22 protein-coding genes and 1 tRNA gene are annotated in these 25926 nt (G+C 74.2%); 9 read left to right on the top strand and 14 right to left on the bottom strand.

The window, feature by feature from the left end; translation table 11 throughout:
• Positions 1 to 238: 238 nt before the first annotated feature.
• From QOZ86_RS04770 to QOZ86_RS04795, 6 genes are all read right to left on the bottom strand, one after another.
• On the bottom strand, positions 239 to 1651 hold the full coding sequence (locus QOZ86_RS04770; RefSeq protein ID WP_284490815.1) for an acyl-CoA carboxylase subunit beta: 1413 nt from the start codon (positions 1649 to 1651) through the stop codon (positions 239 to 241).
• A 44-nt stretch (positions 1652 to 1695) separates the two neighbouring features.
• The gene (locus QOZ86_RS04775) at positions 1696 to 2937 is read right to left on the bottom strand and encodes a beta-ketoacyl-[acyl-carrier-protein] synthase family protein (protein ID WP_284490816.1); all 1242 of its coding nucleotides are present in this window, start codon (positions 2935 to 2937) and stop codon (positions 1696 to 1698) included.
• A gap of 112 nt (positions 2938 to 3049) precedes the next feature.
• Complete coding sequence (locus QOZ86_RS04780) at positions 3050 to 3295, bottom strand: acyl carrier protein (protein WP_284490817.1); 246 nt, start codon at positions 3293 to 3295, stop codon at positions 3050 to 3052.
• Between the two features lie 133 nt (positions 3296 to 3428).
• On the bottom strand, positions 3429 to 4397 hold the full coding sequence (locus QOZ86_RS04785; RefSeq protein ID WP_284490818.1) for a beta-ketoacyl-ACP synthase III: 969 nt from the start codon (positions 4395 to 4397) through the stop codon (positions 3429 to 3431).
• The gene (locus QOZ86_RS04790; RefSeq protein WP_284490819.1) at positions 4394 to 5596 is read right to left on the bottom strand and encodes an acyltransferase domain-containing protein; all 1203 of its coding nucleotides are present in this window, start codon (positions 5594 to 5596) and stop codon (positions 4394 to 4396) included. Before QOZ86_RS04790 ends, QOZ86_RS04785 begins: the two co-directional genes overlap by 4 nt.
• A gap of 160 nt (positions 5597 to 5756) precedes the next feature.
• Positions 5757 to 6935, bottom strand: a complete 1179-nt coding sequence (locus QOZ86_RS04795; protein ID WP_284490820.1) for a PucR family transcriptional regulator — start codon at positions 6933 to 6935, stop codon at positions 5757 to 5759.
• A 44-nt stretch (positions 6936 to 6979) separates the two neighbouring features.
• Here QOZ86_RS04795 and QOZ86_RS04800 point away from each other — a divergent pair, with 44 nt between their 5' ends.
• Positions 6980 to 7576 (top strand): pirin family protein, encoded by a 597-nt coding sequence (locus tag QOZ86_RS04800; RefSeq protein ID WP_284490821.1) that lies wholly within the window; start codon positions 6980 to 6982, stop codon positions 7574 to 7576.
• Positions 7577 to 7578: 2 nt separating this feature from the next.
• Positions 7579 to 8832, top strand: coding sequence for a M20 metallopeptidase family protein (locus QOZ86_RS04805; RefSeq protein ID WP_284490822.1), 1254 nt, complete (start codon positions 7579 to 7581; stop codon positions 8830 to 8832).
• 181 nt (positions 8833 to 9013) lie between these two features.
• Here the strand turns inward: QOZ86_RS04805 and aceE are convergent, their stop codons facing one another.
• Positions 9014 to 11815 carry a pyruvate dehydrogenase (acetyl-transferring), homodimeric type gene (gene aceE / locus QOZ86_RS04810; protein ID WP_284490823.1) on the bottom strand — a complete coding sequence of 934 codons (2802 nt, stop codon included), beginning with the start codon at positions 11813 to 11815 and terminating at the stop codon, positions 9014 to 9016.
• Positions 11816 to 12237: 422 nt separating this feature from the next.
• Here aceE and QOZ86_RS04815 point away from each other — a divergent pair, with 422 nt between their 5' ends.
• The 3 genes from QOZ86_RS04815 to QOZ86_RS04825 all read left to right on the top strand — a co-directional run bounded on the left by QOZ86_RS04815 (position 12238) and on the right by QOZ86_RS04825 (position 13471).
• The gene (locus QOZ86_RS04815) at positions 12238 to 12657 is read left to right on the top strand and encodes a DUF3052 domain-containing protein (protein WP_284490824.1); all 420 of its coding nucleotides are present in this window, start codon (positions 12238 to 12240) and stop codon (positions 12655 to 12657) included.
• A gap of 236 nt (positions 12658 to 12893) precedes the next feature.
• Complete coding sequence (locus QOZ86_RS04820; RefSeq protein WP_284490825.1) at positions 12894 to 13355, top strand: peroxiredoxin; 462 nt, start codon at positions 12894 to 12896, stop codon at positions 13353 to 13355.
• Between the two features lie 44 nt (positions 13356 to 13399).
• Positions 13400 to 13471, top strand: a tRNA-Val gene (locus QOZ86_RS04825).
• 496 nt (positions 13472 to 13967) lie between these two features.
• Here the strand turns inward: QOZ86_RS04825 and QOZ86_RS04830 are convergent.
• A complete protein-coding gene (locus QOZ86_RS04830) occupies positions 13968 to 14117 on the bottom strand; it encodes a hypothetical protein (RefSeq protein WP_284490826.1) in 150 nt (49 codons plus the stop codon).
• A 62-nt stretch (positions 14118 to 14179) separates the two neighbouring features.
• On the bottom strand, positions 14180 to 14992 hold the full coding sequence (locus tag QOZ86_RS04835) for an esterase/lipase family protein (RefSeq protein WP_284490827.1): 813 nt from the start codon (positions 14990 to 14992) through the stop codon (positions 14180 to 14182).
• Positions 14993 to 15212: 220 nt separating this feature from the next.
• On the opposite strand from QOZ86_RS04835, the gene QOZ86_RS04840 reads away from it, so the two are divergent.
• Positions 15213 to 16124 carry an alpha/beta hydrolase gene (locus QOZ86_RS04840; RefSeq protein ID WP_284490828.1) on the top strand — a complete coding sequence of 304 codons (912 nt, stop codon included), beginning with the start codon at positions 15213 to 15215 and terminating at the stop codon, positions 16122 to 16124.
• Between the two features lie 19 nt (positions 16125 to 16143).
• On the opposite strand, the gene QOZ86_RS04845 is transcribed toward QOZ86_RS04840, so the two are convergent.
• From QOZ86_RS04845 to QOZ86_RS04860, 4 genes are all read right to left on the bottom strand, one after another.
• Positions 16144 to 17196, bottom strand: a complete 1053-nt coding sequence (locus QOZ86_RS04845; RefSeq protein ID WP_284490829.1) for an NAD-dependent epimerase/dehydratase family protein — start codon at positions 17194 to 17196, stop codon at positions 16144 to 16146.
• Positions 17193 to 18629, bottom strand: a complete 1437-nt coding sequence (locus tag QOZ86_RS04850) for a WS/DGAT/MGAT family O-acyltransferase (protein ID WP_284490992.1) — start codon at positions 18627 to 18629, stop codon at positions 17193 to 17195. The genes QOZ86_RS04845 and QOZ86_RS04850 overlap by 4 nt, the downstream gene beginning before the upstream one ends.
• A 152-nt stretch (positions 18630 to 18781) precedes the next feature.
• Positions 18782 to 19774, bottom strand: coding sequence for an alpha/beta fold hydrolase (locus QOZ86_RS04855; RefSeq protein WP_284490830.1), 993 nt, complete (start codon positions 19772 to 19774; stop codon positions 18782 to 18784).
• Positions 19775 to 19901: 127 nt separating this feature from the next.
• Positions 19902 to 21863 carry an FUSC family protein gene (locus QOZ86_RS04860; protein ID WP_284490831.1) on the bottom strand — a complete coding sequence of 654 codons (1962 nt, stop codon included), beginning with the start codon at positions 21861 to 21863 and terminating at the stop codon, positions 19902 to 19904.
• A 61-nt stretch (positions 21864 to 21924) separates the two neighbouring features.
• Here QOZ86_RS04860 and QOZ86_RS04865 point away from each other — a divergent pair, with 61 nt between their 5' ends.
• On the top strand, positions 21925 to 22746 hold the full coding sequence (locus QOZ86_RS04865; protein WP_284490832.1) for a Nif3-like dinuclear metal center hexameric protein: 822 nt from the start codon (positions 21925 to 21927) through the stop codon (positions 22744 to 22746).
• 10 nt (positions 22747 to 22756) lie between these two features.
• On the opposite strand, the gene QOZ86_RS04870 is transcribed toward QOZ86_RS04865, so the two are convergent.
• Positions 22757 to 23494 carry a hypothetical protein gene (locus tag QOZ86_RS04870; RefSeq protein WP_284490833.1) on the bottom strand — a complete coding sequence of 246 codons (738 nt, stop codon included), beginning with the start codon at positions 23492 to 23494 and terminating at the stop codon, positions 22757 to 22759.
• A gap of 105 nt (positions 23495 to 23599) precedes the next feature.
• On the opposite strand from QOZ86_RS04870, the gene QOZ86_RS04875 reads away from it, so the two are divergent.
• Both QOZ86_RS04875 and QOZ86_RS04880 read left to right on the top strand, forming a co-directional pair.
• Positions 23600 to 25399, top strand: coding sequence for a carbon starvation CstA family protein (locus QOZ86_RS04875; protein WP_284490834.1), 1800 nt, complete (start codon positions 23600 to 23602; stop codon positions 25397 to 25399).
• Positions 25396 to 25851, top strand: coding sequence for a hypothetical protein (locus QOZ86_RS04880; RefSeq protein WP_284490835.1), 456 nt, complete (start codon positions 25396 to 25398; stop codon positions 25849 to 25851). The genes QOZ86_RS04875 and QOZ86_RS04880 overlap by 4 nt, the downstream gene beginning before the upstream one ends.
• Positions 25852 to 25926: the final 75 nt, after the last annotated feature.

Consider the following 25926-nt stretch of genomic DNA (forward strand, 5'->3'; position numbering starts at 1 on the left):
CGAACACGACACTTCCGGCCGGACCCGGAAGGCGTCGTAGCCTGGAACCGGTCGTCCGGGCGCCGTCGGGGAAGCGGCGCCCGGACGACCTTCCACGTTTCCGGGAGCGTGATGGCCCGCGCCGACGACGTCCCCGAGGCGGTCATTCCGCAGCCCGGGATGTCCGCCTCCGGGACATCGTTGAGAGGCGGCCCCGGCCGGCGGGAGGCCCAGTGATCGGCGGCCGCGCCCGCCCCTCTCAGAGCGGGATGTTGCCGTGCGCCCCGCGACCGAGCGGCGCCGAGGCGAGCGCCTCCACCAGCCGCTGGCGGGTCCGCGACGGCTCGACCACCTCGTCGACGACGCCGATCTGCAGCGCCCGGTTCACCCCGCCGGCGATCCGCTCGTGCTCCTCGGCCAGCTGGGCGTGCAGCGCTTCCCGCTCACCGGGCGGTGCGGCGGCCAGCTTCTTCCGGTGCAGGATGCCCACGGCGGCCTTCGCGCCCATGACGGCGACCTCGGCTCCGGGCCAGGCGAAGACCGCGGTGGCGCCCAGGGACCGGGAGTTCATCGCGATGTAGGCGCCGCCGTAGGACTTGCGCGTCACCAGCGTCACGCGGGGGACGACCGCCTCGGCGAAAGCGTGCAGCAGCTTGGCCCCACGCCGGACGACGCCGTCCCACTCCTGGCCGACGCCGGGCAGGTAGCCGGGCACGTCGACCAGCACCAGCAGCGGAACCCCGAACGCGTCGCACATCCGCACGAACCGGGCCGCCTTCTCCGCCGACGCGGAGTCCAGGCAGCCGCCCAGCCGCAGGGGGTTGTTGGCGATGACCCCCACGGTGCGCCCCGCCAGCCGGCCGAGGGTCGTGACGACGTTCGGTGCGAACCGCGGGTGCAGCTCCAGGCCCGGCCCGTCGAGCATCGCCGACACCAGCGGCTTCACGTCGTAGGCACGGTTGGTCTGCTCCGGCAGGAAGGACGCCAGCTCGGTGGCGGAGTCCTCGCCGGTGGGGGCGAAAGTGCCCTGGGCGGCGAGCAGGTCGACGGCCAGCCGGGCCGTCTCGAGCGCGGCGGGCTCGGAGTCGGTGACCACGTGCACCACGCCGCTGCGCCGGCCGTGGGTATCCGGGCCGCCGAGGCTCTCCATGTCGACGTTCTCCCCGGTGACCGAGCGGACCACCTCGGGACCGGTCACGAACACCCGGCCGGCCGGCCCCATGATCACCAGGTCGGTGAGCGCCGGGCCGTACGCGGCGCCGCCCGCGGCCGGGCCGAGCACCACCGAGATCTGCGGGATCCGCCCCGAGGAGCGGACCATCGCGGCGAACACCTCGCCGACGGCGTGCAGCGCGGTGACGCCCTCGGCCAGCCGCGCGCCGCCGGAGTGCCAGATGCCCACGACCGGCACCCGCTCGCGCAGCGCGGTGTCGATCGCGTCGACGATGTGCCGGCAACCGTCGACGCCCATGGCGCCGCCCATGACCGTCGCGTCGGTGCAGAAGGCGACGGCCGGGCTCCCCGAGACGGTGCCGCGGGCGGCCATGACCCCGGAGGTGTCCCGGGCCCCGAGCTGCTGCATCGTGTCCGTGTCGAAGAACCGGCGCAGCCGGTCCTCGGGGTCACGCGGGTCGTGGGTGGGCAGCGGGGGCGCGGCCTGGGCGGTCGTCACGGCGTCTCCTCGGGAAGCGGGCCAGGGGCCACGGGGTGGGGCGCTCAGGCGGTCGTGAAGACCAGCGCGATGTTGTGCCCGCCGAAGCCGAAGGAGTCGTTGACCGCCGCGCTCAGCGTGGTCCGGCGCGGCTCGTGCCGGACGATGTCCAGCGCCTGGACGGCGGCGTCGTCGTCGGGGTCGTCCAGATTGGCCGTCGCCGGGACGATCTGCTCGCGCAGCGCCAGGATGGCGAACACCGACTCCAGGGCACCGGCCGCGCCGAGCAGGTGGCCGGTCTGGCTCTTGGTGGCGCTGACCAGCACGTGCTCGCCCAGCGAGGAGCGGATCGCCGCGGCCTCGGCGGTGTCGCCGACCGGGGTCGACGTCGCGTGCGCGTTGACGTGCCCGATGTCGGCAGGGGAGAGCCCGGCGTCGCGCAGTGCGGCCGTGATCGCCCGGCCGGCGCCCTCGCCCTCCGGGTGCGGGGCGACGAGATCGTAGCCGTCGGCGCTGGCGCCGGCTCCGGCCAGCTTCGCATGCACGCGGGCGCCCCGGGCGGCGGCGGAGTCGGCCCGCTCGAGCACCAGCGCGGCCGCGCCCTCGCCGAGCACGAAGCCGTCGCGGGCCTTGTCGAACGGGCGGGACGCGCGCTCGGGCTCGTCGTTGCGGGTGGACATCGCCCGCATGGCGGCGAACCCGGCCATCGGCAGCGGGTGGACGCAGGCCTCCGCGCCGCCGACCAGGACGATGTCGGCCCGATCGAAGCGCAGCAGGTCCAGGCCCCAGCGGATGGCCTCGGCGCCGGAGGCGCAGGCGCTGACCGGTGCGTGCACGCCGCCCTTGGCGCCGACGGCCAGCCCGACGGCGGCGGCCGGGCCGTTGGGCATGAGCATCGGGATGGTGAAGGGCGAGACCCGCTTGGGGCCCTTCGCCTCCAGGACGTCGTCCTGCCCCAGCAGGGTCAGCGCGCCACCGATGCCGGTGCCGAAGACGACGGCGATCCGCTCGGGGGCCACGCCGGAGTCCGCGGCGCCGGACCCGGCCCAGGCCTGCTCGGCGGCGATGACGGCCACCTGCTGGCTCCGGTCGAGCCGGCGGGCGCGCACCCGGTCGATCTGCTCGGCCGGGTCGGCGGCGAGGCGGGCGACGAGCTGGGCCGGGAACTCCTGCGCCCACTCGTCGGTGATCCGGCTGACGCCCGAGCGCCCGGCGAGCAAGGCGTCCCAGGTGCTGGCCACGTCGCCGCCGAGCGGCGTGGTGGCACCCAGGCCGGTGACGACGACGTCGGTGGTGGACGGGCTCATGGGATCTCCTCGTGCGGGACGACGGCCGGGGAGGCCGGATCGGGGGGGAGGGCTTTCCCCCGGTGTGGGAGCGCGGCGCAGCCGCTCCGCTCCCACACCGGAGGTGCGAGGGTCAGCCCTGGTTCTTCTCGATGAAGCTCATCGCGTCGCCGACCGTCTTGATGTTGGCGAGCTGGTCGTCGGGGATGGCGACGCCGAACTTGTCCTCGACGGCGGTGGCGATCTCGACCATCGACAGCGAGTCGACGTCGAGGTCCTCGGTGAAGGACTTCTCCGGGGTGGCGTCGGCGGGGGACACCCCGGCGACCTCCTCCAGGATCTCGGCCAGACCGGACTGGATCTCCTGGGTGCTGCTCACGCGACGGGTCCTCTCTCTCGGATGGGGCGGTAGAAGGACCCCGTCCTGCCCACCACTCGCAAGCTCGTGGCGGTGCCCTGGACGGGGCCGTTCGTCGTCCGGGACTGGGTGTCCCGGGGATCTGGGGCGGCGCTCACGGCAGGACGACGACTTGGCCGGCGAAGGTCAGGCCCGCTCCGTACCCGAGCAGCAGGGCGACGTCCCCGCTCTTGGACTCGCCGCTCTCCTGCAGGGCCGAGAGCGCCAGCGGCACCGAGGCCGAGGACGTGTTGCCGGAGCGGACGATGTCGCGGGCGATGACCGTGCGCTCGGGCAGCTTCAGCCGCTTGGCCATGAGCTCGATGATCCGCAGGTTCGCCTGGTGCGGCGCGAACACGTCGATGTCGTCGGGCCCGACGCCGGCGCGGCGCATGGCCTCCACCAGGGTGTCGGTGAGCTTGGTGGTGGCCCAGCGGTACACCGCCTGGCCGGCCATGCTCATGCCCGTCTCGTCCGGGGGGATGGCGATCGCCTCGTGCAGGTCGCCGTCGCTGCCCCACACGGCCGGGCCGATGGCCGGCTCGTCGGAGGCGCTGACGACCGCCGCCCCCGCGCCGTCGGCGAAGATGACCGCCGTCGCCCGGTCGTCGAGGTTGGTGTAGTCGGTGAGCCGCTCGCCACCGATGACCAGGGCGTTGCGCGCCGTGCCGCTGCGGATGGCGTCGGCGGCCGCGCTGAGCGCGTAGCACCAGCCGGCGCAGCCGGCGTTGAGGTCGAAGGCGCCGGGGCGGGGCACGCCGAGCTGGTAGGCGATCCGGGGCGCGAGACCGGGGATCGCCTTCGGCGGGCTCGTGGTCGCGAGCAGGACGAGGTCGATGTCGCCGGCGTCGAGTCCGCTGGCCGCCAGCGCCTTGCCGCCGGCGGCGACGGACATCTCCACGAGCGTCTCGTCGGGTTCGGCCCAGCGCCGTTCGGCGATGCCCACCCGGCTCTGGACCCACTCGTCGTTGGTGTCCATCCGCTGGGCGAGGTCGTGGTTGGTCACCCGGCGGCGGGGGCGGTAGCTCCCGAAGCCGAGGATGCGGGCACCGGGGGCGCCGGCCGGTAGCTGGAGTCGGGTCACGCGGTCACCTCCGGGTAGAGCCGGGCGATCGGGTCGCCGGCGTCGACGAGGTCGCCCTCGTGCACCAGCCATTCGGCCAGCACACCGTCGTAGGCGGCGGAGACGTTGAGCTCTTCCCGCCGGCCGCGGATGCACCCCAGCGGCGTGCCCGCAGGCAGGCGCGTGCCCTCGGCGACCTCGGCGGGGCTGACGGTGCCGCGGGCGGGGGCGACGACCATCCGCCAGTCGGGGAAGTACTCGGCCTCGGCGCGGCCGCGCTCGGCCTCGATGAGCGCCCGGGCGTGGTCGAGGTCCGCCGGGCTGCTGACGGCGAGCACCTCGATCCCCGCGCCCTTCCACTCGCGCTTGGCCAGCCCCGCCAGCGCCCCGGCGGGCGGCAGCTCGATCACGGCGGTGACACCGAGCTCGCGCATGGTGGCCAGGCAGGAGTCGAAGCGCACCGGGCTGGTGACCTGGCTGACCAGGCGGGCCAGCGCCTCGCGGCCGGAGTCGACGGCGGCGCCGTCGGCGTTGGAGAGCAGCAGCCGGCTCGGGTCGGCCGGACGCACCCCGCCGACCAGACTTTCGAGCTCCTCGCGCGCCGGGGCCATGTACTCGGTGTGGAAGGCGCCGGCGACCGGCAGCGGCATGACGCGGGCCTTGGTCGGCGGGTCGGCCTTGAGCGCGTCGAGCCCGTCGAGCGGGCCGGCGGCCACGATCTGGCCTGCCCCGTTCATGTTCGCCGGGGTCAGCCCGTGCCGGCCTATCGCCTCGAGGACCTCGTCGGGGTCGCCGCCCAGGACGGCGGACATCCCGGTGGGTGTGCGGGCGCACGCGGCGGCCATGGCCCGCCCGCGGACGGCGGTGAGCGCGATCGCCGCCTCGACGGACAGCACGCCGGCCAGCGCGGCGGCGGTGAGCTCACCGACGCTGTGCCCGGTGATGACGACGTCGCGACCGGTGTGCGGCGTGTGGGTGACCGTCCCGGGGAGGCCGCCCAGCTCACGGGCGACGAAGATGCTCATCGCGACGACGAGCGGCTGGGTGACGGCGGTGTCCTTGATCGCCTCGGCGTCACCGGTGGTGCCCAGGGTCAGCAGGTCCGCGCCGGCGATGGCCCCGGCCCAGCGGAAGAACGGCTCCGCTCCCGGCAGGTCGAGCCAGTCGGTGAGCATCCCGGGCTTCTGGGCCCCCTGACCAGGGGCGAGGACGGCGAGCACCTCCACACCGTGCCAGTGATCACCGCGGCGCGCGGCAGGATCGAGTACGAAAGGACACCGTTGATCTTTGTAGGATTCCTCCAACACGCGCACGCGTTCGGCGTCGTCACCGATCGCTCAGTGGTGGGAACCGCACGCCTGACGCCCCTCGGCGACGGGCTCAGTGCCAGAGCGACCGGTCGCGGTCCAGGGCCGCCAGGACGAGCGCGACCTGCAGGGTCCAGCTGCCGCGGGGGTCGGTCGCCGAGAGGCCGGTCAGCTCGGCGGCGCGCTTGAGCCGGTACCGGACCGTGTTGGGGTGCACGAAGATCGCCCGCGCGCTGGCCTCCAGGTTGCCGCCGCTGTTGAGCACCGCCCGGACGGTCTCCAGCACACCGCCGCCGGCCGAGCGCAGCGGCGCGGCCACCCGCTCCTGCAGCGCCGCCCGGGCCAGCGGGTCGCCGTCGAGCGCGCGTTCGGCGAGCAGCGCGTCCGCGGCGACCGGGCGGGGGGCCTCGGGCCAGGCGCGCGCCGCCCGCAGCCCGGCGAGCGCCGCCGCCGCCGAGACCGCGGCCCGGCCCAGCCCGTCCACGACCGGGCCGGTGACCACCGGGCCGTCGCCGAACTCGTCGCTGATCCGTTCCGCCACGGTCTCGAGGTCGCCGGTGCCGCCCAGCACCACGACCAGCTGCTCGGCGTGCACGCCGACCAGGATGTCGCAGCGCAGGCTCCGCGCGGCGCGGCGCACGGCGCCGTGCGGGTCGGCGAGCCCGGACGGGGTCGCCCCGACGACCACGAGGGCGAACGTGCCGGCCGCCCAGCCGAGCGCCGCCGCCCGGCCGGAGAGCTCGTCGGACCGTTCGCCACGCACCAGGGCGTCGACGACGAGCGCCTCCAGGCGCGCGTCCCAGGCCCCCCGGCTCTCGGCGAAGCTGGCGTAGACGTGCGCCGTGGCGAAGGCGACCTCCCGGCTGAACTGGAGGACCGCCAGCCGCAGGTCCTCCTCGTCCCCGGGCGCGGCCACGGAGGCGACGCGCTCCTCGACCACCTCGACGGTGACCTTGATCAGGTCCACCGTCTGCTTGAGCGCCACCGCCCGGACGAGCTCCCGGGGGGCCGCGCCGAACACCTCCCCGGTGAGCCGGGGCGGACGGCCGGGGCTGCGGCACCAGTCGACCAGGGAGGCGATACCGGCCTGCGCCACGAGCGTCACCCACGATCGCTGGTCGGCCGGCATGGCCCGGAACCAGGACAGGTCCTCGTCCATCCGGGCGACGGCCTGGGTGGCCAACGACCCGGACGCGCGCTCCAGCCGCCGGAGCGTGGCATCGCTCGGCGGGCGGTTGGTCACCCGGCTCACCCGGTCAGCGTGTCACGTCGGCCGAGCTCGGGAAGAGTGGAGTGGTGAACGTTCCCCCGGTCGGCGCCCTCGGGACCACCCCGGTGACCGGTCTGGAGTCCCGGGTCGTCCTCGCCCCCGACGACGGCTCCCTCGGCCCGCTGCTGCGGATCGCCGACGACCGGCTGGCCCCCGGGGCCGGCTACGGCCGGCACGAGCACCGCGCGGTCGACGTGGTCGCCGTCGTGCTCGCGGGGACGCTGACCCACCGGTGGGCGGCCGGGGCGCAGCTGACCACCGGCGACGTCGCGGTGCTGCGTGCGGGAGCGGGGCTGGCCCACGACGAGGTGGCCGGCAGCGAGGGTGCCTGGGTGCTGCAGTGCTACCTGCGCAGCGCCGCACCGGCCGTCCCCGCGGCCCCGGCGGCCCACGTCGTCCACCGGGGGGCCGGTGGATGGGTGGACCTCGGCCGCGCGGACGCCCGCCTGTGGATCGGGCGCACCGAGGCGGGCGGTGAGCTGACGGCGCCCCCGGGGACGACGCTGGTCGCCGACGCCGGAGCGGTGCGCCGAGCCGACGGCGGGCGGGTGCGGCTGCAGGGACCGGGCCGCGTCCTGGTCTGGCAGCTCGACGTCGAGCGACCGGCCTGGGCAGAGTGGTGAGCATGGAATCGGCCTCCTCGCAGGGTCCCGCCGCGAGCGTGCGAGCGGAGGGGGGCGAGGAGGTCCTTTCTCTGCTCGCCGCCGCGTACTCCGACGCCGACCGCACCATCGAGCTGCGCCGGCAGCTGCACCGCACCCCGGAGATCGGGCTGCACCTCCCACGCACCCAGGCCACGGTCCTCGAGGCCTTCGCCGAACTGCCCATCGAGGTGACCACGGGTACCACCACCAGCTCCGTCGTCGGGGTGCTGCGGGGTGCCCGCCCGGGGCCCACCTACCTCTTGCGCGGCGACATGGACGCCCTCCCGGTGCACGAGGACACCGGCCTGCCCTTCGCCTCGCAGGTGCCCGGCGCGATGCACGCCTGCGGGCACGACACCCACGTGGCGATGCTGGTGGGTGCGGCCCGGCTGCTCGCGGCGCGGCGGGAGGCGCTGGCCGGGCAGGTCGTCTTCATGGTCCAGCCGGGGGAGGAGGGCTTCCACGGCGCGCGCTACATGCTCGAGGAGGGCCTGCTCGACGTCGTCCCGGAGGCGCCGGTCAGCGGGGCGTTCGCGCTGCACGTCTCGTCCACGCTGCCCAGCGGCACGGTCAACGTCCGCCCGGGGGCGATGATGGCCGCCGCGGACCAGTGGCGGATGACCGTGCGCGGCCGCGGGGGGCACGCCTCCGAGCCGCACGCGGCCGCGGACCCCATCCCGGTGGCCGCCGAGATCGTGCTCGCGCTGCAGTCGATGGTCACCCGCCGGGTCGACGTCTTCGACCCCGCCGTGGTGACCGTCGCCCACATCGAGGCCGGCTCCACCAACAACGTCATCCCCGACACCGCCTACCTGGAGGGGACGATCCGGACCCTTTCGCCCGAGCGGCGGGCCGATGTGGTGGCCTCGGTGGAGCGGGTGGCCGGCCACGTCGCGGCCGCGCACGAGATGGCGCTGCACTGGGAGCACATCGAGGGCTACCCGGTCACCATGAACGACCCGGGCATGGCCGCCCAGGTGCTGGAGGCGGCGGCCGACCTCCTGGGCCGGGAGGCCGCGGTGCTCATGCCCGCGCCGCTGATGGGTGCCGAGGACTTCTCCTACGTGCTGCAGCGGGTGCCCGGCGTCATGGCGTGGCTCGGCGCCCGGCCGCACGGCGTCGACCCGGCCACCGCGCCACCCAACCACTCCAACCTCGTCGTCTTCGACGAGGAGCCGCTGCCGGCCGGCGTGGCGCTCTACGCGCGGATGGCGCTGCAGGCACTGTCCGGCTGATGCGACCGGGCGGGTCCAGCCTGCCGAACCGACGTGGGGGCCCCCCCGGGCGCGGGGCCCCGCCAGGCCGGCCGGGGGGAAGCGCGGGGGGCCCCCCGCCCGCCCCGGGGGGGGGGGGGGGGGGGGGGCCGCCCCCCCCCCGTCAGCCGGTCAGGGTCGATCCGCGTGGGGCACCGGTCGTTCAGGTCGCCGGGCTGGGGTCCGACCGCTCCTCGGCCGGCGCGGCCTGCACGTCGCGCACCTGGTACTTCTCCACGGCCTGCCGGACCGTCGCGCGTTCGACCTGCCCCTCGTCGGCCAGCGACGCCAGCGTGCGGACCACGATCGACTCGGCGTCCACGTGGAAGTGCCGGCGCAGCGCCGGGCGGGTGTCGGACAGCCCGAACCCGTCGGTACCCAGCGTCGACATGCCGCCGGGCACGTACGGCGCGATGAGGTCGGGGACGGCGCGCATCCAGTCCGACACCGCCACGACCGGGCCCACGGTCTCCTGCAGGCGCGAGGTCACGAACGGCATGCGCGGCTCCTCCTCCGGGTGCAGGAGGTTCCACTCGGCGCACTCGTCGGCCTGCCGGCGCAGCTCGCCCCAGGACGTCACCGACCAGACGTCGGCCGAGATCCCCCAGTCCTGCGCCAGCAGTTCCTGCGCCCGCAGCGCCCACGGCACCGCGACGCCGGAGGCGAGGACCTGTGCCTTCGGGCCGTCTCCCTGTGGGCCCTCGGCGTAGCGGTACATGCCCGCCAGCAGCCCCTGCACGTCGAGCCCCTCGGGCTCGGCCGGCTGGACGAACGGCTCGTTGTAGACCGTCAGGTAGTACATGACGTCCGGCGACCGGTGCCCGCCCAGCGGCGAGCCCTGGTCCTGGCCGTACATGCGCACCAGGGCGTCCTTGGTGATGTGCGCGACCTCGAAGGAGAACGCCGGGTCGTAGGAGACCACCGCCGGGTTGGTGTGCGCCAGGAGCAGCGAGTGCCCGTCCTCGTGCTGCAGGCCCTCGCCGTTAAGCGTCGTCCGGCCGGCCGTGGCGCCGAGCACGAAGCCCCGCGTCATCTGGTCCGCCGCCGCCCAGAAGCCGTCACCGGTCCGCTGGAACCCGAACATCGAGTAGAAGATGTAGATCGGGATCATCGGCTCGCCGTGCGTCGCGTACGAGCTGCCGACGGCGGTGAACGATGCCGTGGACCCGGCCTCGTTGATTCCTTCGTGCAGGATCACGCCCTGCTCGGATTCCTTGTAGGCCAGCATCAGCTCGCGGTCGACCGACGTGTAGCGCTGCCCGGCCGGGTTGTAGATCTTCTGCGACGGGAAGAGGGAATCCATCCCGAAGGTCCGTGCCTCGTCGGGGATGATCGGCACGAAGCGGGGGCCGAGCTCCTTGTCCTTCAGCAGCTCCTTCAGCAGGCGGACGAACGCCATCGTCGTCGCCACCTCCTGCTTGCCCGAGCCGCGGCGCAGCACCTCGAGCGCCTTGTCCTCGGGGGCCTTGAGGGTCTTGAACTCCGCCCGCCGTCGCGGCACCGCGCCGCCCAGCGCCCGGCGCCGCTCGAGCATGTACTGCATCTCGTCGGACTCGGGGTCGGGCTTGTAGTAGGGCGGCAGGGTCTTGTCCAGCGCCTCGTCCGGGATCGGCAGGTAGAGCCGGTCGCGGAAGTCGGCGAGGTCCTCCGCGGTCAGCTTCTTCATCTGGTGGGTGCTGTTGCGGCCCTCGAAGTGGCTGCCCAGCGTCCAGCCCTTGATGGTCTTGGCGAGGATCACCGTGGGCTGGCCCTTGTGCTCCATGGCGGCCTTGTAGGCGGCGTAGACCTTGCGGTAGTCGTGCCCGCCGCGGGCGAGGTCCCAGACCTCCTTGTCGCTCATCCCCTCGACGAGCTTGCGGGTGCGGGGGTCCCGCCCGAAGAAGTGCTCGCGGACGAACGCGCCGTCCTCGGCCTTGTAGGTCTGGTAGTCGCCGTCGGGCGTGGAGTTCATCAGGTTGACCAGCGCGCCGTCGCGGTCGGCGGCCAGCAGCTTGTCCCAGCCGCGGCCCCAGATCACCTTGATCACGTTCCAGCCGGCGCCCCGGAAGAACGACTCCAGCTCCTGGATGACCTTGCCGTTGCCGCGGACCGGGCCGTCGAGCCGCTGCAGGTTGCAGTTGACGACGAAGGTGAGGTTGTCCAGCTCCTCACGGGCCGCCAGGCCGATCACGCCCAGCGACTCGGGCTCGTCCATCTCGCCGTCGCCGAGGAAGGCCCACACGTGCTGGTCGGAGGTGTCCTTGATGCCCCGGGCGTGCAGGTAGCGGTTGAACCGGGCCTGGTAGACGGCGTTCATCGGCCCGAGGCCCATGGAGACGGTGGGGAACTCCCAGAACTCGGGCATGAGCCGCGGGTGCGGGTAGGACGACAACCCGCCGCCGGGGTGGCTGACCTCCTGGCGGAAGCCGTCGAGCTGGTGCTCGGTCAGCCGGCCCTCCAGGAAGGCGCGGGCGTAGATGCCCGGGGAGGCGTGGCCCTGGAAGTAGATCTGGTCGCCGCCGCCGGGGTGGTCCTTGCCGCGGAAGAAGTGGTTGAAGCCCACCTCGTACAGCGAGGCCGAGGAGGCGTAGGAGGAGATGTGCCCGCCGACGCCGATGCCCGGGCGCTGCGCCCGGTGCACCATGATCGCGGCGTTCCAGCGGATGTACGCGCGGATCCGTCGCTCGACGTGCTCGTCGCCGGGGAACCACGGCTCCTGCTCCGGCGGGATGGTGTTGATGTAGTCGGTGCTGCGCAGGGCCGGCACGCCCACCTGCTGCTCGCGGCTGCGCTGCAGCATGCGGAGCATCAGGTACCTGGCGCGGTTCCGGCCGGCGTGGTCCACGACGGCGTCGAGGGACTCCAGCCACTCCTGGGTCTCGTCGGGGTCGGTGTCGACCAGCTGACTGGGGAGCCCGTCGGTGATGACCGCTCGGGCGTGTCCTTCCCGGGCGGGGTCGCCGACCGGCTGCTGCGGTGCGCTCATGGCCCTATCGTCCACCGCCGACGTAGCCCTCGTCACGTCCGCTGCCGCTGGATGGAGAAGTCGTGTCGCGCCGCGGCCCGTCCCTGCGGCGGAGGCGGTGGCCCTACCAGGCTTGCGTCGTGCCGGTCATGGCCTACGCTTCCGCCTGCGGTGCCGTGACCTACGGCGCCTCCCGGATGTCCGGCCCTGACGGGCCGGGCGGCGGGCGCGTCGGTGGAGCGAGAGGGGTGACATGACCGGGGTGCGGGTGGTTCTCCCGCTGGTCGTGTCCGTCGTCCGCGCGCGCCCGTCCGGCCTCGTCCCGATCTCGTGGCCCGTACGGTCGTCGGTGTGACGCGTCCCCGTGCGCTCACCGGTCCGACAGGGCACCATCCACCCCACACCAGGTCAGCAGAGGACCCACCCATGGAGGAGCAGCAGGGATGAGCGTCGACAGCGCCGGCATGGCGGCCCGGCTGGGCATCAAGCCGGGCATGGTCGTGCAGGAGCTCGGCTGGAGCGAGGACGCCGACGAGGACCTGCGCGACTCCGTCGTCGAGGTCTCGGGCAGCGAGATGGTGGACGAGGACACCGACGAGGTGGCCGACGTCGTGGTCCTGTGGTGGCGGGAGGACGACGGCGACCTGTTCGACGCCCTCACCGACGCGCTGACCTCGCTGGCCGACGAGGGCGTGGTCTGGCTGCTCGTGCCGAAGTCCGGCCGCCCCGGCCACGTCGAGCCCGGTGACGTCACCGAGGTCGCGCCCACCGCCGGTCTGTCGCAGACCAGCAGCATCTCCGCGGCTAAGGACTGGTCGGGCATCCGCCTGGTCACGCCGAAGGCCGCCCGCAGCCGCCGCTGATTGAAGGGCCACCCCTCCCCCCACGCCTCGCAGGCTCGGCGCAGGCCCCTGAGGGGTGGCCGCTCCAGCACGTCACCAGGCTCGCGGCGGGTCCCTGCAGGAGGGCCGTTCCAGCCCGTCACCAGGCTCGGCGCGGGCCCTTGAGGGGTGGCCGTTGCAGTACGTCACCACGCTCGCGGCGGGCCCCTGGCAGGGGGCCGTTCCGGCACGTCACCACGTGAGGCACGATCACGGGCATGAGCCTCTCCGTCGGTGACCGCGCGCCCGAGTTCAGCCTCCCCGACCAGGACAAGCAGGTCGTCTCACTCGCCGACCTGCGGGGCACGCCTGTGCTGCTGGTCTTCTACCCGTTCGCCTTCTCCGGCATCTGCACCGGTGAGCTGTGCCAGCTGCGCGACGAGCTGGGCGCCTACACCGGTGCCGGGGTGAAGGTGCTCGCGATCAGCACCGACCCCGTCTTCAGCCTCAAGGCGTTCCAGGCACAGGAGAACCTCGACTTCCCGCTGCTGTCGGACTTCTGGCCGCACGGGGCCACCGCCCAGACCTACGGGGTCTTCAACGAGAAGGCCGGCATGGCCGTGCGGGGAACGTTCCTCATCGACGCCGAGGGCACCATCGCCTTCGCCGAGGTCAACGGGCCCGGGGACGCCCGCCAGCAGAGCGGCTGGAAGGACGCGGTCGCGAAGCTCGCCGCCTGAACGCCGACCGGCCACAGGGCCCGGGGCCATACCCTGGGCCCGCGGGGCGCGTAGCTCAGCGGTAGAGCTCTCGCCTTACAAGCGAGCGGTCGCAGGTTCGAACCCTGCCGCGCCCACCCCACCTGACCGCGTCGTACGGGGTGCACCCGGTTTCCGGCCCGCGTGCGTAGGACGGCGGTCGTGCGACCCGCGACGGCGACCCTCCTGCGCATCGTGGCGCACTACGGTCGCCGCATGCCGTACTGCGACGCCGACGACGGGACCCGGCTGCACTACGACCGGCTCGGGGTCGGCGGCGGCGAGCCGCTGGTGGTGCTGGCCGGCGGCGCGGCGCGGCATCCGTCCTACCTCGGCGACCTTGCCGGGCTCGGTGAGGTGCGCCCGCTGGTGGTCCCGCACCTGCGGGGGATCGGGCGCTCGCCCCCGGAGCGCTGCGCCGGCGTAGCGGTTGAGCACGCTGAGCACGGTGACCAAGCGCAGCAGGCGCAGTGGTCGCAGCATCGGCAGGACCACGACGGCCAGGTCGAGCAGGTGCGTGCGGACGAACCGCCCTCGGTCGTGCGCGAGCACCAGCCGCACGACGTAGTCGACGGCGAAGGCGGCCCAGGTCACTCACGCGACGACGTCGAAGGCGGTCCGCCACGGCCGGGCCAGGTCGGGGTCGAGGATCGGCCATGCGCAGGCGGCGAGGAACAGCAGCGAGGCTGCGGTCAGCGGCCACTCCGCCGTCCGTTCCCAGCGTTGGAGGCGGGTGGGGGACACCCGCCGAGGATCCCGTCCGCCCATCCGGCGCTTTCCCCGCCGGAGAAGGGGATGCGCCGTTCTCAGGCGGCGGACTGCGCGGAGATGGTGTCCGGGCTCGGCGCCGCCGGCGTGGCGGGCTTCGGGAAGGCGGGGCGCAGGAACGCCGGGGCCTTGAACGGCGCCCACTCGCCCTCGGGCTGGGCCAGCCGGTCGGCGATCGCCCACAGCGCCGCCGGGTGGTGGCCGATGCCCAGGTGGCTGGCGGTGACCGCGATGTTCTCGCAGCGCTCGCCGGGCACGTCCAGGCAGGTCTGCCAGTGCACGATGCCGTCGTAGTGCGAGTAGATCGACGTCGCGGGCACCGGCAGGGGGCAGCCTTCGGACTCGAGCGGGAACTGACGCTGCTCCACGTGCAGGTGGGCGTAGCGGTCGAACGCCTTGCTGGCCCGGGTCTGGCTGTGCCGCTCGATGCGGAACGGGCTGCCGAGGGTGATCACCTGGCGCACCTGGTCGGGGCACTGCCGGGCGAGGTCGCGGGCGAAGATGCCGCCCAGGCTCCAGCCGATGACCGTCACCTCGCGGCGGTAGCGGCCGTGCAGGTAGTCGAGCTTGTCGCGCAGTCCGTTGACGCAGGTGGCGGTCGGGCCGATGTTGCGGCCCAGGCCCCAGCCGTGCACCCGGTAGTCGAGCCGCCGGAGCGTCGCGCGGAGAACCCGGGTGGAGGAGTCGTCGGCGAGCAGCCCGGGCAGGACCAGCACCGGGTGCCCGTCGCCCCTGGGTAGCCGCTGTGCGAGCGGGCGGGCGGCCAGGTAGAGGCCGAAGTCCGCGACCGCCCGCCCGGGCTCGCTCAGGTAGAGCGGAAGAGCCGGACCGTCACCCTGCTGTCGTGCCACGTCGTCCTCCTGGCTGCCGTCCGTTGGTGGAACCGCTGTACCAATGTGCGGTCTGGCTCACACTTCCGCGGGCGCCCCGCGCGCACAGATGTTGCCGAACTGTGTCCTGCGTCATATCAGTCGTGGTCGTTCCGCTGGTGGGCGGCCGGAGGGCTGGTGCTGCGGGAGCTGGCAGGACGTGCCACCGTACGGGCGGCCTGACACGGGGAGAGGGGTACCGATGGCGCAGAGCGGCATGCCGGGGCGCAGCGGCATCGTGGATCTGGGCGGGCCGGTGCACTACGTCGACTTCGGCGGCCCGGAGGAGGGGCCGGCGGTCGTGCTCGTGCACGGGCTGGGTGGCTCGCACCTGAACTGGGACCTCGTCGCCCCACTGCTGCGCGACCACGCGCGCGTGTGGGCGATCGACCTGCCAGGTTTCGGACGCAGCGAGCCGGGGAGCCGCACGGCCGGCGTGACCGCGAACGTCGGCGTCCTGCACCGCTTCCTCACCGAGGTGGTCGCTGGACCGGCCGTGCTCGTCGGCAACTCGATGGGCGGGATGATCTCCATCCTGGAGGCGGGCGAGCACCCGGAGGCGGTGCGCGGCCTGGTGCTGCTCGACCCCGCCGTCCCCGGTCCCCGCCGTGCCCTCGACCCGCTCGTCGCGGTGACCTTCGCCCTGTACGCGATCCCCTTCGTCGGAGAGCGGTTCCTCTGGTGGCGGCGGCAGCGTCGGTCGGCGCTCGGCCGCGTCTGCGACATGCTGCAGCTGGTGGGCGTCGACCCCGACCAGGTGCCGTCGCACGTCATCGACCGCTCGGTCACCCTCCTCGAGGAGCGGCGCGACGTCGCGGGCATGGACCGCGCCTTCCTGGCCGCCGCTCGTTCGGTGCTGCGGGTGCTGGCCGATCCTCGCCGCTACCGCGCGGCGATGGCAGCGATCGACGTCCCCGTGCTGCTGGTGCACGGCGACCGCGACCGGCTCGTGTCCGTGCAGGCGGCCCGCGACATCGCGGCCCGCCACCCCGGATGGCGCTACTCCGAGTGGGCCGGCGTGGGCCACGTGCCGCAGCTGCAGGCGCCGGGGCGGCTGGCCGACGAGCTGCTCGACTGGATGCGCGAGTCCGCACTGACTCGCTCCCCGGCCTGAGTCCGAACACCGCGGGCCGTTAGTTTCCGGGGTGGAGCGTGTCGCGCAGCGCCTCCAGCCCGGTGTACCGGGGCGACCACCCGAGCTCCTCGCGGGCCCGCGTGGTGTCCATGATCGCCGGCCGACCGGCTGCCTCGATCCACTCGGCCACCGGCGGCAGGAACGGCAGCCGCGAGACCGCCCGCGCCGCCGCCTGCGCGGGCGCGGCGGGGAGAGGGATCGGGATCGCACCGAACTCCCGGGCGACGTCGGCGGCGGTCAGCACGCCGTCGCCAGCGATGTTGTAGGCCCCGGGCGGGCCGGCGCCGAGCACGCACAGCAGCAGGGCCTGGCCCACGTCGTCCTCGTGGACGAACTGGAGCGGGTGCTGCGGCACGAGCAGCGGTACGGGGAGCGGGCGGGGCCGGTCGAACAGCCGCCGCCCCAGCGGGGCCAGCGGGCCGGGCAGCACGTCCTTGGCGCCGACGGCGTTCGGACCCAGCACCACCGGCGGGCGGATGAGGTAGAGGGCCGGCTCGGGCGCCGTCGCGGCCGCGTCCCGCAGGAGGTGCTCCAGCTCGGCCTTCTCCTGGGCGTAGAAGAGCCGCGCCGCCGGCCGCACCGGCCACTCCTCGGAGATCAGCTCCGGGTTGTCGCGGTGGAAGCCGTAGGCGGCCACCGACGAGGCGTGGACGAAGCGCCGGGCGCCGACGGAGGCAGCCGCCCGGAACGCGTTGAGCGTTCCGTCGACGTTGATCGACCGGGTCGTCCCGCGCGAGGCGTTCCCGGTGACGAGGAATGCCAGGTGGACGACGACGTCGGCGCCGGCGAACGCCTCCCGCAGGGCGTCGGGGTCCCGCACGTCGCCCTGCCGGTACTCCATCTTGGTCCAGCCGCGCTCGGCCGGGTCGAACGGCCGGCGGGCGATGCCGATGATCCGGGCGATCCGGTCGTCGTCCTGCAGGAGAGGGACCAGCCCGGCTCCCAACGTGCCGGTCGGCCCGGTGACTGCGACGGTGAGGCCGTCGTCGTCCCTCCGCTTGCGCTTCCGGGAGCCGTTGCCGGCGCTTCCGCGCTGCTCGACCGGGCTCACCGAGCGCCCGCCCGGGCCGACCGCGGACCCTTCGGCTGGGTGACGTCCGGGGTGGCCTGGTCGGCCCGCGCGTACTCCAGCAGCTCCTCGATGCCGCGCCGGATGCCGCCGGAGAGGACGTCGACGTCGGGGAAGGCGTCGAAGTCGGCGTTGATCCCGAAGGTCATGGTGTTCAGGTAGCTGAAGATCCCGATGGAGCAGCGGGTGCCGCCGGCGATCGGCACGTAGGCGTGCGCGGTGCACATCCGCCGGCCGAGGACGTAGAGCGGCACGCGGGGCCCCGGCACGTTGGTGGTCACCGCCTGGCACCACATCTGCCCGGCCTTCACCGCCGACCGGATACCGAGCGACAACAGGGTGGGGGCCACGAAGTCGCCCATCGAGATGATCGACGGCACGTCGACGGCCTGCATGGCCTTCTTGTACTCGTCCATCTGGCCGCGGACGGTCCGCAGCCGGGAGACGGGGTCGGGGTCGCCGACGGGGAGGTCGACGAAGACGCACGAGACCTGGTTGTCCAAGGTCCCGCGCTGCTTCGCCGAGCGCACCGACACCGGGACCATCGACCGGACCACGAGCTTCTCCGAGGAGAGCTCGCCGCGGCCCTGCAGGAGGTCGCGGAAGCCCTTGGTGATCGCGGTGAGGACGACGTCGTTCACGGTGCCGCCCAGCGCGGTGCGGACCGCCTTGAACTCCTCGAACTTCCCCTGCGTCCAGGCCCAGCGCCGGTGCGGGCCGATGTGCCCGTTCAGCGACCGGGCGGTGGGGGTGGCCGCCTGCTTGGCCAGCGAGGGCAGCGTCTGGGCGAGCGTGCGCCCGGCCCCGGTGACGCTGCGGGCGGCGGTGCCGACGCCCGGCAGGCTGGTGAGGGTCCGCATCGGCTGGGCGGCCGCCTCGGCGACCGCGCCGGCGACGAGGGCCACCGACGACGGGTCACGGCGCGGCGTCCAGTCCCGGGGGTCGTCGTGCGCCGCCTCCGGGTCGAGGTCGAACATCAGCTGCATCAGGTCGGTGCCGGCGACGCCGTCGACCATGCAGTGGTGGACCTTGGAGATGATCGCCCAGCGCCCCTCGGCCAGGCCCTCCACGAGCCACAGCTCCCACAGCGGCTTGGCCATGTCCAGGCGCTGCCCGAGCACCCGGCCCGCGAGGTTCCGCAGCTGCTCGTCGTTGCCGGGAGAGGGCACCGCGGTGTGCCGGACGTGGTACAAGATCTGGAAGTGGGGGTCGTCGACCCACATCGGACGGCCGAGCTGCAGCGGGACCTCGCGCACCCGCTGCCGGTACCGCGGCACGAGGGGCAGCTTGCTCAGCAGCAGGCGCACCACGTCGCCGTAGCTGGGGGCGGGCCCCTCGAAGACGGCCACCGACCCCACGTGCATGGGCGTGTTCTCGCTCTCCGCGAAGTAGAACCCGCTGTCGAGGGCGCTCATGCGGTCCACGTCTCACTCCTCGCCGCCCCGGTCGCCTCTGGCCAGGGCCGTCGCACGTATCGGCCGGCAGCCGAAGTTATGTGTGCCGCGCAGTGCGCGCCAACCGATCTTGTGGCCCGGCGCACATCCTGGGGTGCCCGGGATCCGGCTGCTCAACCGGCCTCGCGCGCCCGGTGGTCCACGCGGTCGAGCAGGTCGAGGAAGGCGCGGTCGACCACGGCCCGGCGGGTGAGGTTGACGCTGTGACCGGCCCCCGGCACCACCACCAGTTCGGCACCGGCCCCGATGGTCTCGGCGATCCGCCGGCCGTGGGAGGCGGGGGTGAGCCGGTCGTGCGTCGCGGCCACCACCGTGACCGGCACGCGGCGCAGCACCGGCAGGGCGGCGGTCTCGTCGTGGTCGAGGAATGTCGCGTAGAACGCCATCGTCACCGGCAGCGGGGTCTCCTCCAGCAGTTGCTGGACCAGGCGCACGCTGCGCGGATCGGCGTCGTCCCGCCCGAAGAGCAGCCGGCGGATCGCGCGGCGGCCGAGGACGGTCCCGCGCCGGCGCCGCCGCTCGAGGAACGGGGCCAGCCTCTGCAGCACCCACAGGTAGACCGACAGCAACCCCACCCGGCGCATGACCTTCACGGCGAACGCGAGCAGCCCGGTGTCCACGAGCCCGCCGGCGGAGGTGGCCAGCAGGAACGCGCCGACGACGCGGGTGCCGAACAGCTCCGGACGCTGCCGGGCGAGCGCCAGGATGCTCATCCCGCCCATCGAGTGCCCGGCCAGCACGACCGGTCCGCTGGGGACGACGGCGTCCAGCACCTGACCGAGGTCGCGCCCGGTCCGGTCGATCGTGGCCCGGGTCAGCGGCGTCCAGCCGGAGCGACCGTGCCCCCGCTGGTCCCACAGCACCAGGCGGACCCGGCCGCGCAGCGCTTCCCGCTGCAATTCCCACTCGGCCAGCCGGGCGGTGAACCCGTGGGAGAGGACGACGGTCAGCGGCGCGTCCGAGCCTCCGCCCGACCCACCGCCCCCGGCCGGTCCGTCGAACTCCACGTGCAGGTCGACGCCGTCGTCGGTGGTCACCGTCCGGGACCCGGGTGGAGGCGGCCCGTCGAGCGGGGGCAGGGTCAGCAGCGGCGGGTCGTTCGGCACGGCGCCATCCCAGAGGGCGCGGCCGCCCGGCGCAACCGGGGGCGGGACGGGATGCGGTTGCGACGACCGCTAGAAGCCGCCTGCGCCGGGACGACGACGGGCGCGCGAGGACCACCGATGGAGCGGCTCAGTGCCCGGCACGGCGACCGGGCGCGGCCTCGCGGACCAGCCGGCGGGCGGTGTCCACCTCCCGGGCCACCGGGGCGAGCACGCCCTCGGCGTGCAGTTCGGCGTCGTCGGCGGCCTGCTGTGCCCGGACGTCGCCTTCCAGCCGGCGGATGGCCCGGCGCAGCACCGCCACCTGCGCCGGGTCGGGGGCCGGCTCGCCGCCGCGCGTGGCGATCACCGCTTCGGTGACCGCGTCGGAGGTGCGTTCCAGCTGCACGATCACCGGCCACCACGCAGCCGCGCGGCTGCTGATCGGAGGAGGCTCGGCCAGCCGCCGCTGCAGCTGGGTCTGCAGCTCGGTGAGCGCGCGGTAGTTCCGCCGGCGGGCTCGGCGGCGCTCGGCCGGGCCGCCGGTGAAGGCGGCGTCGACGAAGGCATCGAGGGCCAGCACCGCGTCCCGGAAAGCCTCGTCCAGCGGCGCCCGCCAGGTCTGCGGCCAGAGCAGGTAGCCGAAGACCAGCACGATCGCGCAGCCGATCAGCGTGTCGAGCAGCCGCGCGCCGACCAGCCCCGGGCCGCTGGGCAGCGCGAGGTCCAGCAGCAGGATGATCAGCGGCGTCTGGAACACCGAGAACATGCCGAAGTTCGCATCCCGGGCCCACGGCAGCACGGCCGCCGAGACGGTGAGCGCGACGAGCACCCAGGCGTCGTGGGGGAGGACCGCCAGCAGCGCCGAGCCGAGCAGGACGCCCAGCAGCGTGCCGGCGCCGCGCTGCACGGCGCGGGTGAACACCGACCCGAAGTCGGGCTTCAGCACGATCGCGACGGTGAGCAGCACCCAGTAGGCACGTTCGATCGGCAGGTGCTGGCGGGCGATCTCGGCCACGGTCATGCACAGCGACAGGCGGACGGCGAAGGCACGGGTGTCGGCGCTGCCCAGGGTGTGCTCGACCAGCTCGTGCGCCCGTGCCCGCAGGCTCCGCGGCGCGGTCGTCGCTGCGGCGCTGGCCCGTTCTCCGGGATCGCCGACGACGTTCCAGACCAGCCGCACGCCGTGCCGCACCGCGCGCACGGCGGGGGAGCCCGCATCCAGCGGCGCCGGCAGCCGGCCGGTCAGCTCGCCGCTGCCGGTGAGCGCCGCGGCGAAGGCGTGGACGGCGGCCACGTCCTCCGGGTCGGGCGGTGTCCCTGCCCGGGCCGCGGCGACGGCGCCCTCGACCAGCGGTGCGGCGGCGTTCAGCACCCCCGCGAGCTCCGACAGCTCGCGGCTGCGGCCGGCCGATCGGCTCCGGCTGCGGATCACCCGGTCGTAGGCGGCGTTGAGCGCGGTGGTGAGGGCTCGCCGCGCCTCCTGTGCGCGGTCGGTGCCGACGGCGGCGAGGAGGGCCTCGATGCGGCTGAACACCGCCGCCACCGCGGCCCGGTCCGGGTCCAGGAGCTCGCTCCGGGCCTGGACGAGCGTGGTGAGGGCCGCCCATCCCGCGCCGCACAGGAAGAAACCGACTCCCGCGGCGGCCGGCAGCGGGGTGACCAGCCCCGAGGCGAGCGCGGTGTAGATCAGCAGCTGCAGCGCGCCGAGGGAGAGCGCCGCGTTGACGGCGCTGACCAGCGCCGCGATCGCCGAGAGCGCGGCGATGACGACGACGGGCGCCCAGCCGCCGCCGGTGGCGTACTGGCCGGCCAGGAGCCCCAGCATGCCGAAGACCGTGGCGGCGCCGGTCCGGCGCAGCCGGTCGCGCAGCGGCCCGGGCTGGGGCGCCAGCGCCGCCGCCAGCGCACCCATCGTCCCGAACACGCCGGCGCCGAGGACGGCCTCGGACTCCAGCCCGCCCAGGGTCACCGCCAGCGCCAGCGGGGCGGGTACCGAGACGGCGAAGCGGGCGACGTCGCGCCACGGCACCGGTGGCGGCGTGGTGCGCACCAGCTCCTCGAGCCACGCCGGGGCCCGCAGCGCCCGTTCCCGACGCCGCTGGTCCGCCACAGGGAAAGCTTGGCATTCCACCGGGTCGGTCGCCGGGACCTTCCGCCTACCCTGCGGAGTCGTGACCGTGCGACTCGGTGAAGTTCTCGCCGCCCTGGACGCCCGCTACGACCCCGCGCTCGCCGAGAGCTGGGACGCCGTCGGCCTGGTGTGCGGCGACCCGGCCGAGGAGGTGCGGCGGGTGCTGTTCGCCGTCGATCCCACGGCAGCCGTCGTCGACGAGGTGATCGAGACCGGGACCCAGCTGCTCGTCACCCACCACCCGTTGTTCCTCAGCCCCGTCCACGGGGTGCCGGCCGACGACCCCAAGGGCCGGCTGGTGCACCGGCTGGTGCGGGCCGGCGCGGCGCTGTTCGTCGCGCACACCAACGCCGACCGGGCGCCCGACCACGGGGTCAACGCCGCGCTGGCCGGCGTCCTGGGGCTCGTCGACGCTGTTCCGCTCCAGCCGGTCGCGCACGATCCCCGGGCGGGCCTGGGGCGGGTGGGCCGCCTCCCGGAGGCGATCCCCCTCCGGGAGTTCGCCGGGCGGGCCGCCGCGGCGCTGCCGGTCACCGCCGGCGGGGTGCGCGCCGCCGGCGACCCGGACCGGATCGTCGGCACGGTCGCGGTGTGCGGCGGCAGCGGCGGCTCGCTGCTCGGCGCGGCGGCTGCGGCCGGCGCCGACGTGCTGCTGACCAGCGACCTGAAGCACCACCCGGTGTCCGACGCCCTGGAGGTGCCCGGCCCGGCGCTGTGCGACGTGGCGCACTACGCCTCCGAGTGGCCCTGGCTGCCGGTGGCCGCTGAGGTGCTGCGCGGCGACCTGGGCGGCCGGGCGGAGGTCGCCGTCTCCACCCGGCGGACCGATCCGTGGAGCCTCCGGGCGGACGCGCCGGGGTGACCGGTCCGGGCTACGCGTGACCGGCGGCCTTGAGCGCCTGGATGCAGGCCCGCTCGAGGCTCCGCTGGCGGCGCATCCGGGCGAAGAGCCCCGGCACCGGCTCCAGCTGCCGGGTGGCGGCCGGCCGCACCCCGGTCAGCCCGCCGTCGGCGTACCGGCCGGTGGTGGTGTGCACCGTCCACCGTTCGACGTCGGGCACGGAGATCTCCTGGCCGATCAGCACGGCCGGGCCGGAGGCCTCCGGAGGCCCGTCGAGCACCGGCAGGGGATCGGCGTCCCAGTCGGGGACCCGGACGGTACGGACGTGCAGGCGACCGTCGTCGACGCCGAGGACGGCGTCCGCCGGGCCGTCGCGGCGCCCGCCCGGGACGACGTCGACGGCATCGAGCACGAGCACCAGACGCGGGAGGTACCACCAGTGCTCGCGGCGCAGCATGGGTGAGTCCGCCAGGGCGCGCGCCGGCGGGTGCTTGCGCACCTCCTGGGCGAGCAGCTCCTCGGTGAACAGGTCGCCGTCGCCGTCCTCGACGAGGGTCAGGCGGCCGGTCGCCACGAGCGGCGCCCACCGGGAACCGGCCAGCCGCGGATCGGAGAGGACCAGTGCCGCGGTGTCGCTCGCGGCTGCCGCACGGGCCGTGCCGACGTGCGCCCAGGGCATCGCGACCGTCGGCTTCCCTCCCAGGAGGAGGGGGACGACCCCGATGGCGCCCGGAGGTCCGTCCGGGCTGCGCCATAACAGTTCGGCCACGCCCGCCGAGCGAAATGCGGCCTCAACACTTGTGGGGTCCATCACCTGGTTGTCTACTCCCCTCGGACGGCGGCAACCGAGCCGCCTTGGGACCAGGGAGTCGCCGTGCCTGCGATCGTCGTGGCCGTCGTGGTCGGGGTGCTGTTCTTCCTCGGCTACCGGTACTACTCCAGCTATCTCGCCAGGAAGGTCTACGCCCTCGATCCGGCGTTCGTCACGCCGGCGCACGAGTTCAACGACGGCAACGACTTCGTGCCGACCAACAAGCACGTGCTGTTCGGCCACCACTTCACCTCGGTGGCCGGTGCCGCGCCGATCGTCGGCCCGGCCATCGCGGTCTTCTGGGGCTGGGGACCGGCGTTGCTGTGGATCGTCCTCGGCACGATCTTCGCCGCCGGGGTGCACGACTTCGGCGCGCTGGCGGTCTCGGTGCGGCACAAGGCCAAGAGCATCGGCACGCTGGCCGGCGACGTGATCAACGGCCGCGCGCGCATGCTCTTCATGATCATCATTTTCTTCCTGCTCACCCTGGTGAACGCGGTCTTCGCCGTCGTCATCGGCAACCTGTTCGTGGGCAACCCCGCGGCCGTCATCCCGATCATCGTGGAGATCCCGATGGCCATGGCGATCGGGCAGTACATCTACAAGACGCGCTCGTCGGCGCTGATCCCGTCGATCGTCGGCGTGATCGTCCTGTACGCGCTGATCCTCGTCGGCCAGGCGTTCCCGATCTCGCTCGACGGCCTGGCCGAGGCGCTGGGTGTCGAGCAGACCCGCAACGTCTGGGTCGTCCTGCTGTTCATCTACACCTGGGTCGCCTCGCGCATCCCGGTCTGGATGCTGCTGCAGCCGCGGGACTACATCAACAGCCACCAGCTCTTCATCGCCCTCGGTGTCATCGCGCTCGGGGTGATCGTCGGCATGAACACCATCCAGGCGCCGGTGGTCAACGACGTGCCGGAGGGGTCGCCGAACTTCTTCCCGTTCCTGTTCATCACCGTGGCCTGCGGGGCGGTCTCCGGATTCCATTCACTGGTCTCCTCGGGTACGACGTCCAAGCAGCTGGACAAGGAGACCGACGCCCGCTACGTCGGTTACATGGGCGCGGTCGGCGAGGGCTCGCTGGCCACCGGCGCAGTGCTCGCGGCCACCGCCGGCGTCGCGGCGTCGGAGGTGGAGTGGAACGCGCTGTACGCCGACTTCGCGACCGCGTCCGGCGGCGCCGCCGGCAACTTCGTCAACGGCGTGGCGCAGTTCGCCAACAACCTCGCGATCCCGCTGGACCTCGCGACCACCTTCGCGGCGGTCGTCGTCATCAGCTTCGCGGCGACGACGATGGACACCGGCGTCCGGCTGCAGCGCTACCTCGTGCAGGAGATCGGCGAACAGCTCAGGATCAAGGTGCTCGCCCGCAACCTCACCGTGGCGACGACCGTCGCCGTCCTCATCCCGCTGGCGATGGCGCTGCTGCCCGGTGGCGGCGCGTCGGGCTACACCTTCGGCGTCCTGTGGCAGCTGTTCGGGACGACCAACCAGCTGACCGCCGGGCTGGCGCTCTCGGTGATCGCGGTGTGGGTGACCCGCCGCGGGCGCAACCCGCTCGCCGCGATCATCCCGCTGGTCTTCCTGCTGGCCATGACCACCTGGGCGCTGATCCTGAACCTGCGGAACTTCATCGAGGCCGAGCAGTGGGTGCTGGCGCCGCTGGACGCGCTGATCTTCGTCCTGGCGATCTGGCTGATCGTGGAAGCGGTGCTGGCGCTGGTCGCGGCCCGGCGGGAACGCCCCGCCGTGCCGGTCGAGGGCACGGGCACCGGGGAGGAGTCCGTCGTCGCCCGGGCCAACCCGGACCAGGCGACGTCCGACGTCCCGCTGGGCGGGGCCGACCGGGACGACCGCCGGTGACCTCGCGGGTCGTCCTCGTCCGCGGCCTCCGCGACGTCGCTGCCTCCGGCGGGTGCTGCAGCGGCGACGTGCGGCCGTTCGACGAGGGCGGCTCGCACTGCCACGCACCGCGCGACGAGAGCGACGACGGCGTCGCCCCGGTGTACCGCGCCCTGCGCGCGGCGCTGCCGGGCGACGTCGCCGTCGAGATCGTCTCGCCGTCGAACTGGGTGTGGCTGGTGCCGGAGCTGGTGCGGGGCGGCCGCCGAAGGGGCCTGCGCGGCCCGGCGCTCCGGCGGTCGGTGCGCGCCGGGATGGCGGTCGAGTCGCTGATCGTCGACGGCGTGGTGCTCGCCTCCGGCCGGCTGCCGGCCCCCGCTGCCGCGGTCGCCGCGGTCGAAGCCGAACTGGCCCTGCGGGAAGCCGGGCACGGGCCGGCTCACCGGCGCGGGGCGAGGGCGGTGCGCAGGTAGCAGAAGGACCCCCGTGCCCCCCACCACTCGCATGCTCGTGGTGGGCCCCTGCACGGGGGCCGGAGGTGGTGGGCG

Source organism: Blastococcus capsensis (assembly GCF_030165005.1).
GTDB lineage: Bacteria > Actinomycetota > Actinomycetes > Mycobacteriales > Geodermatophilaceae > Blastococcus > Blastococcus capsensis.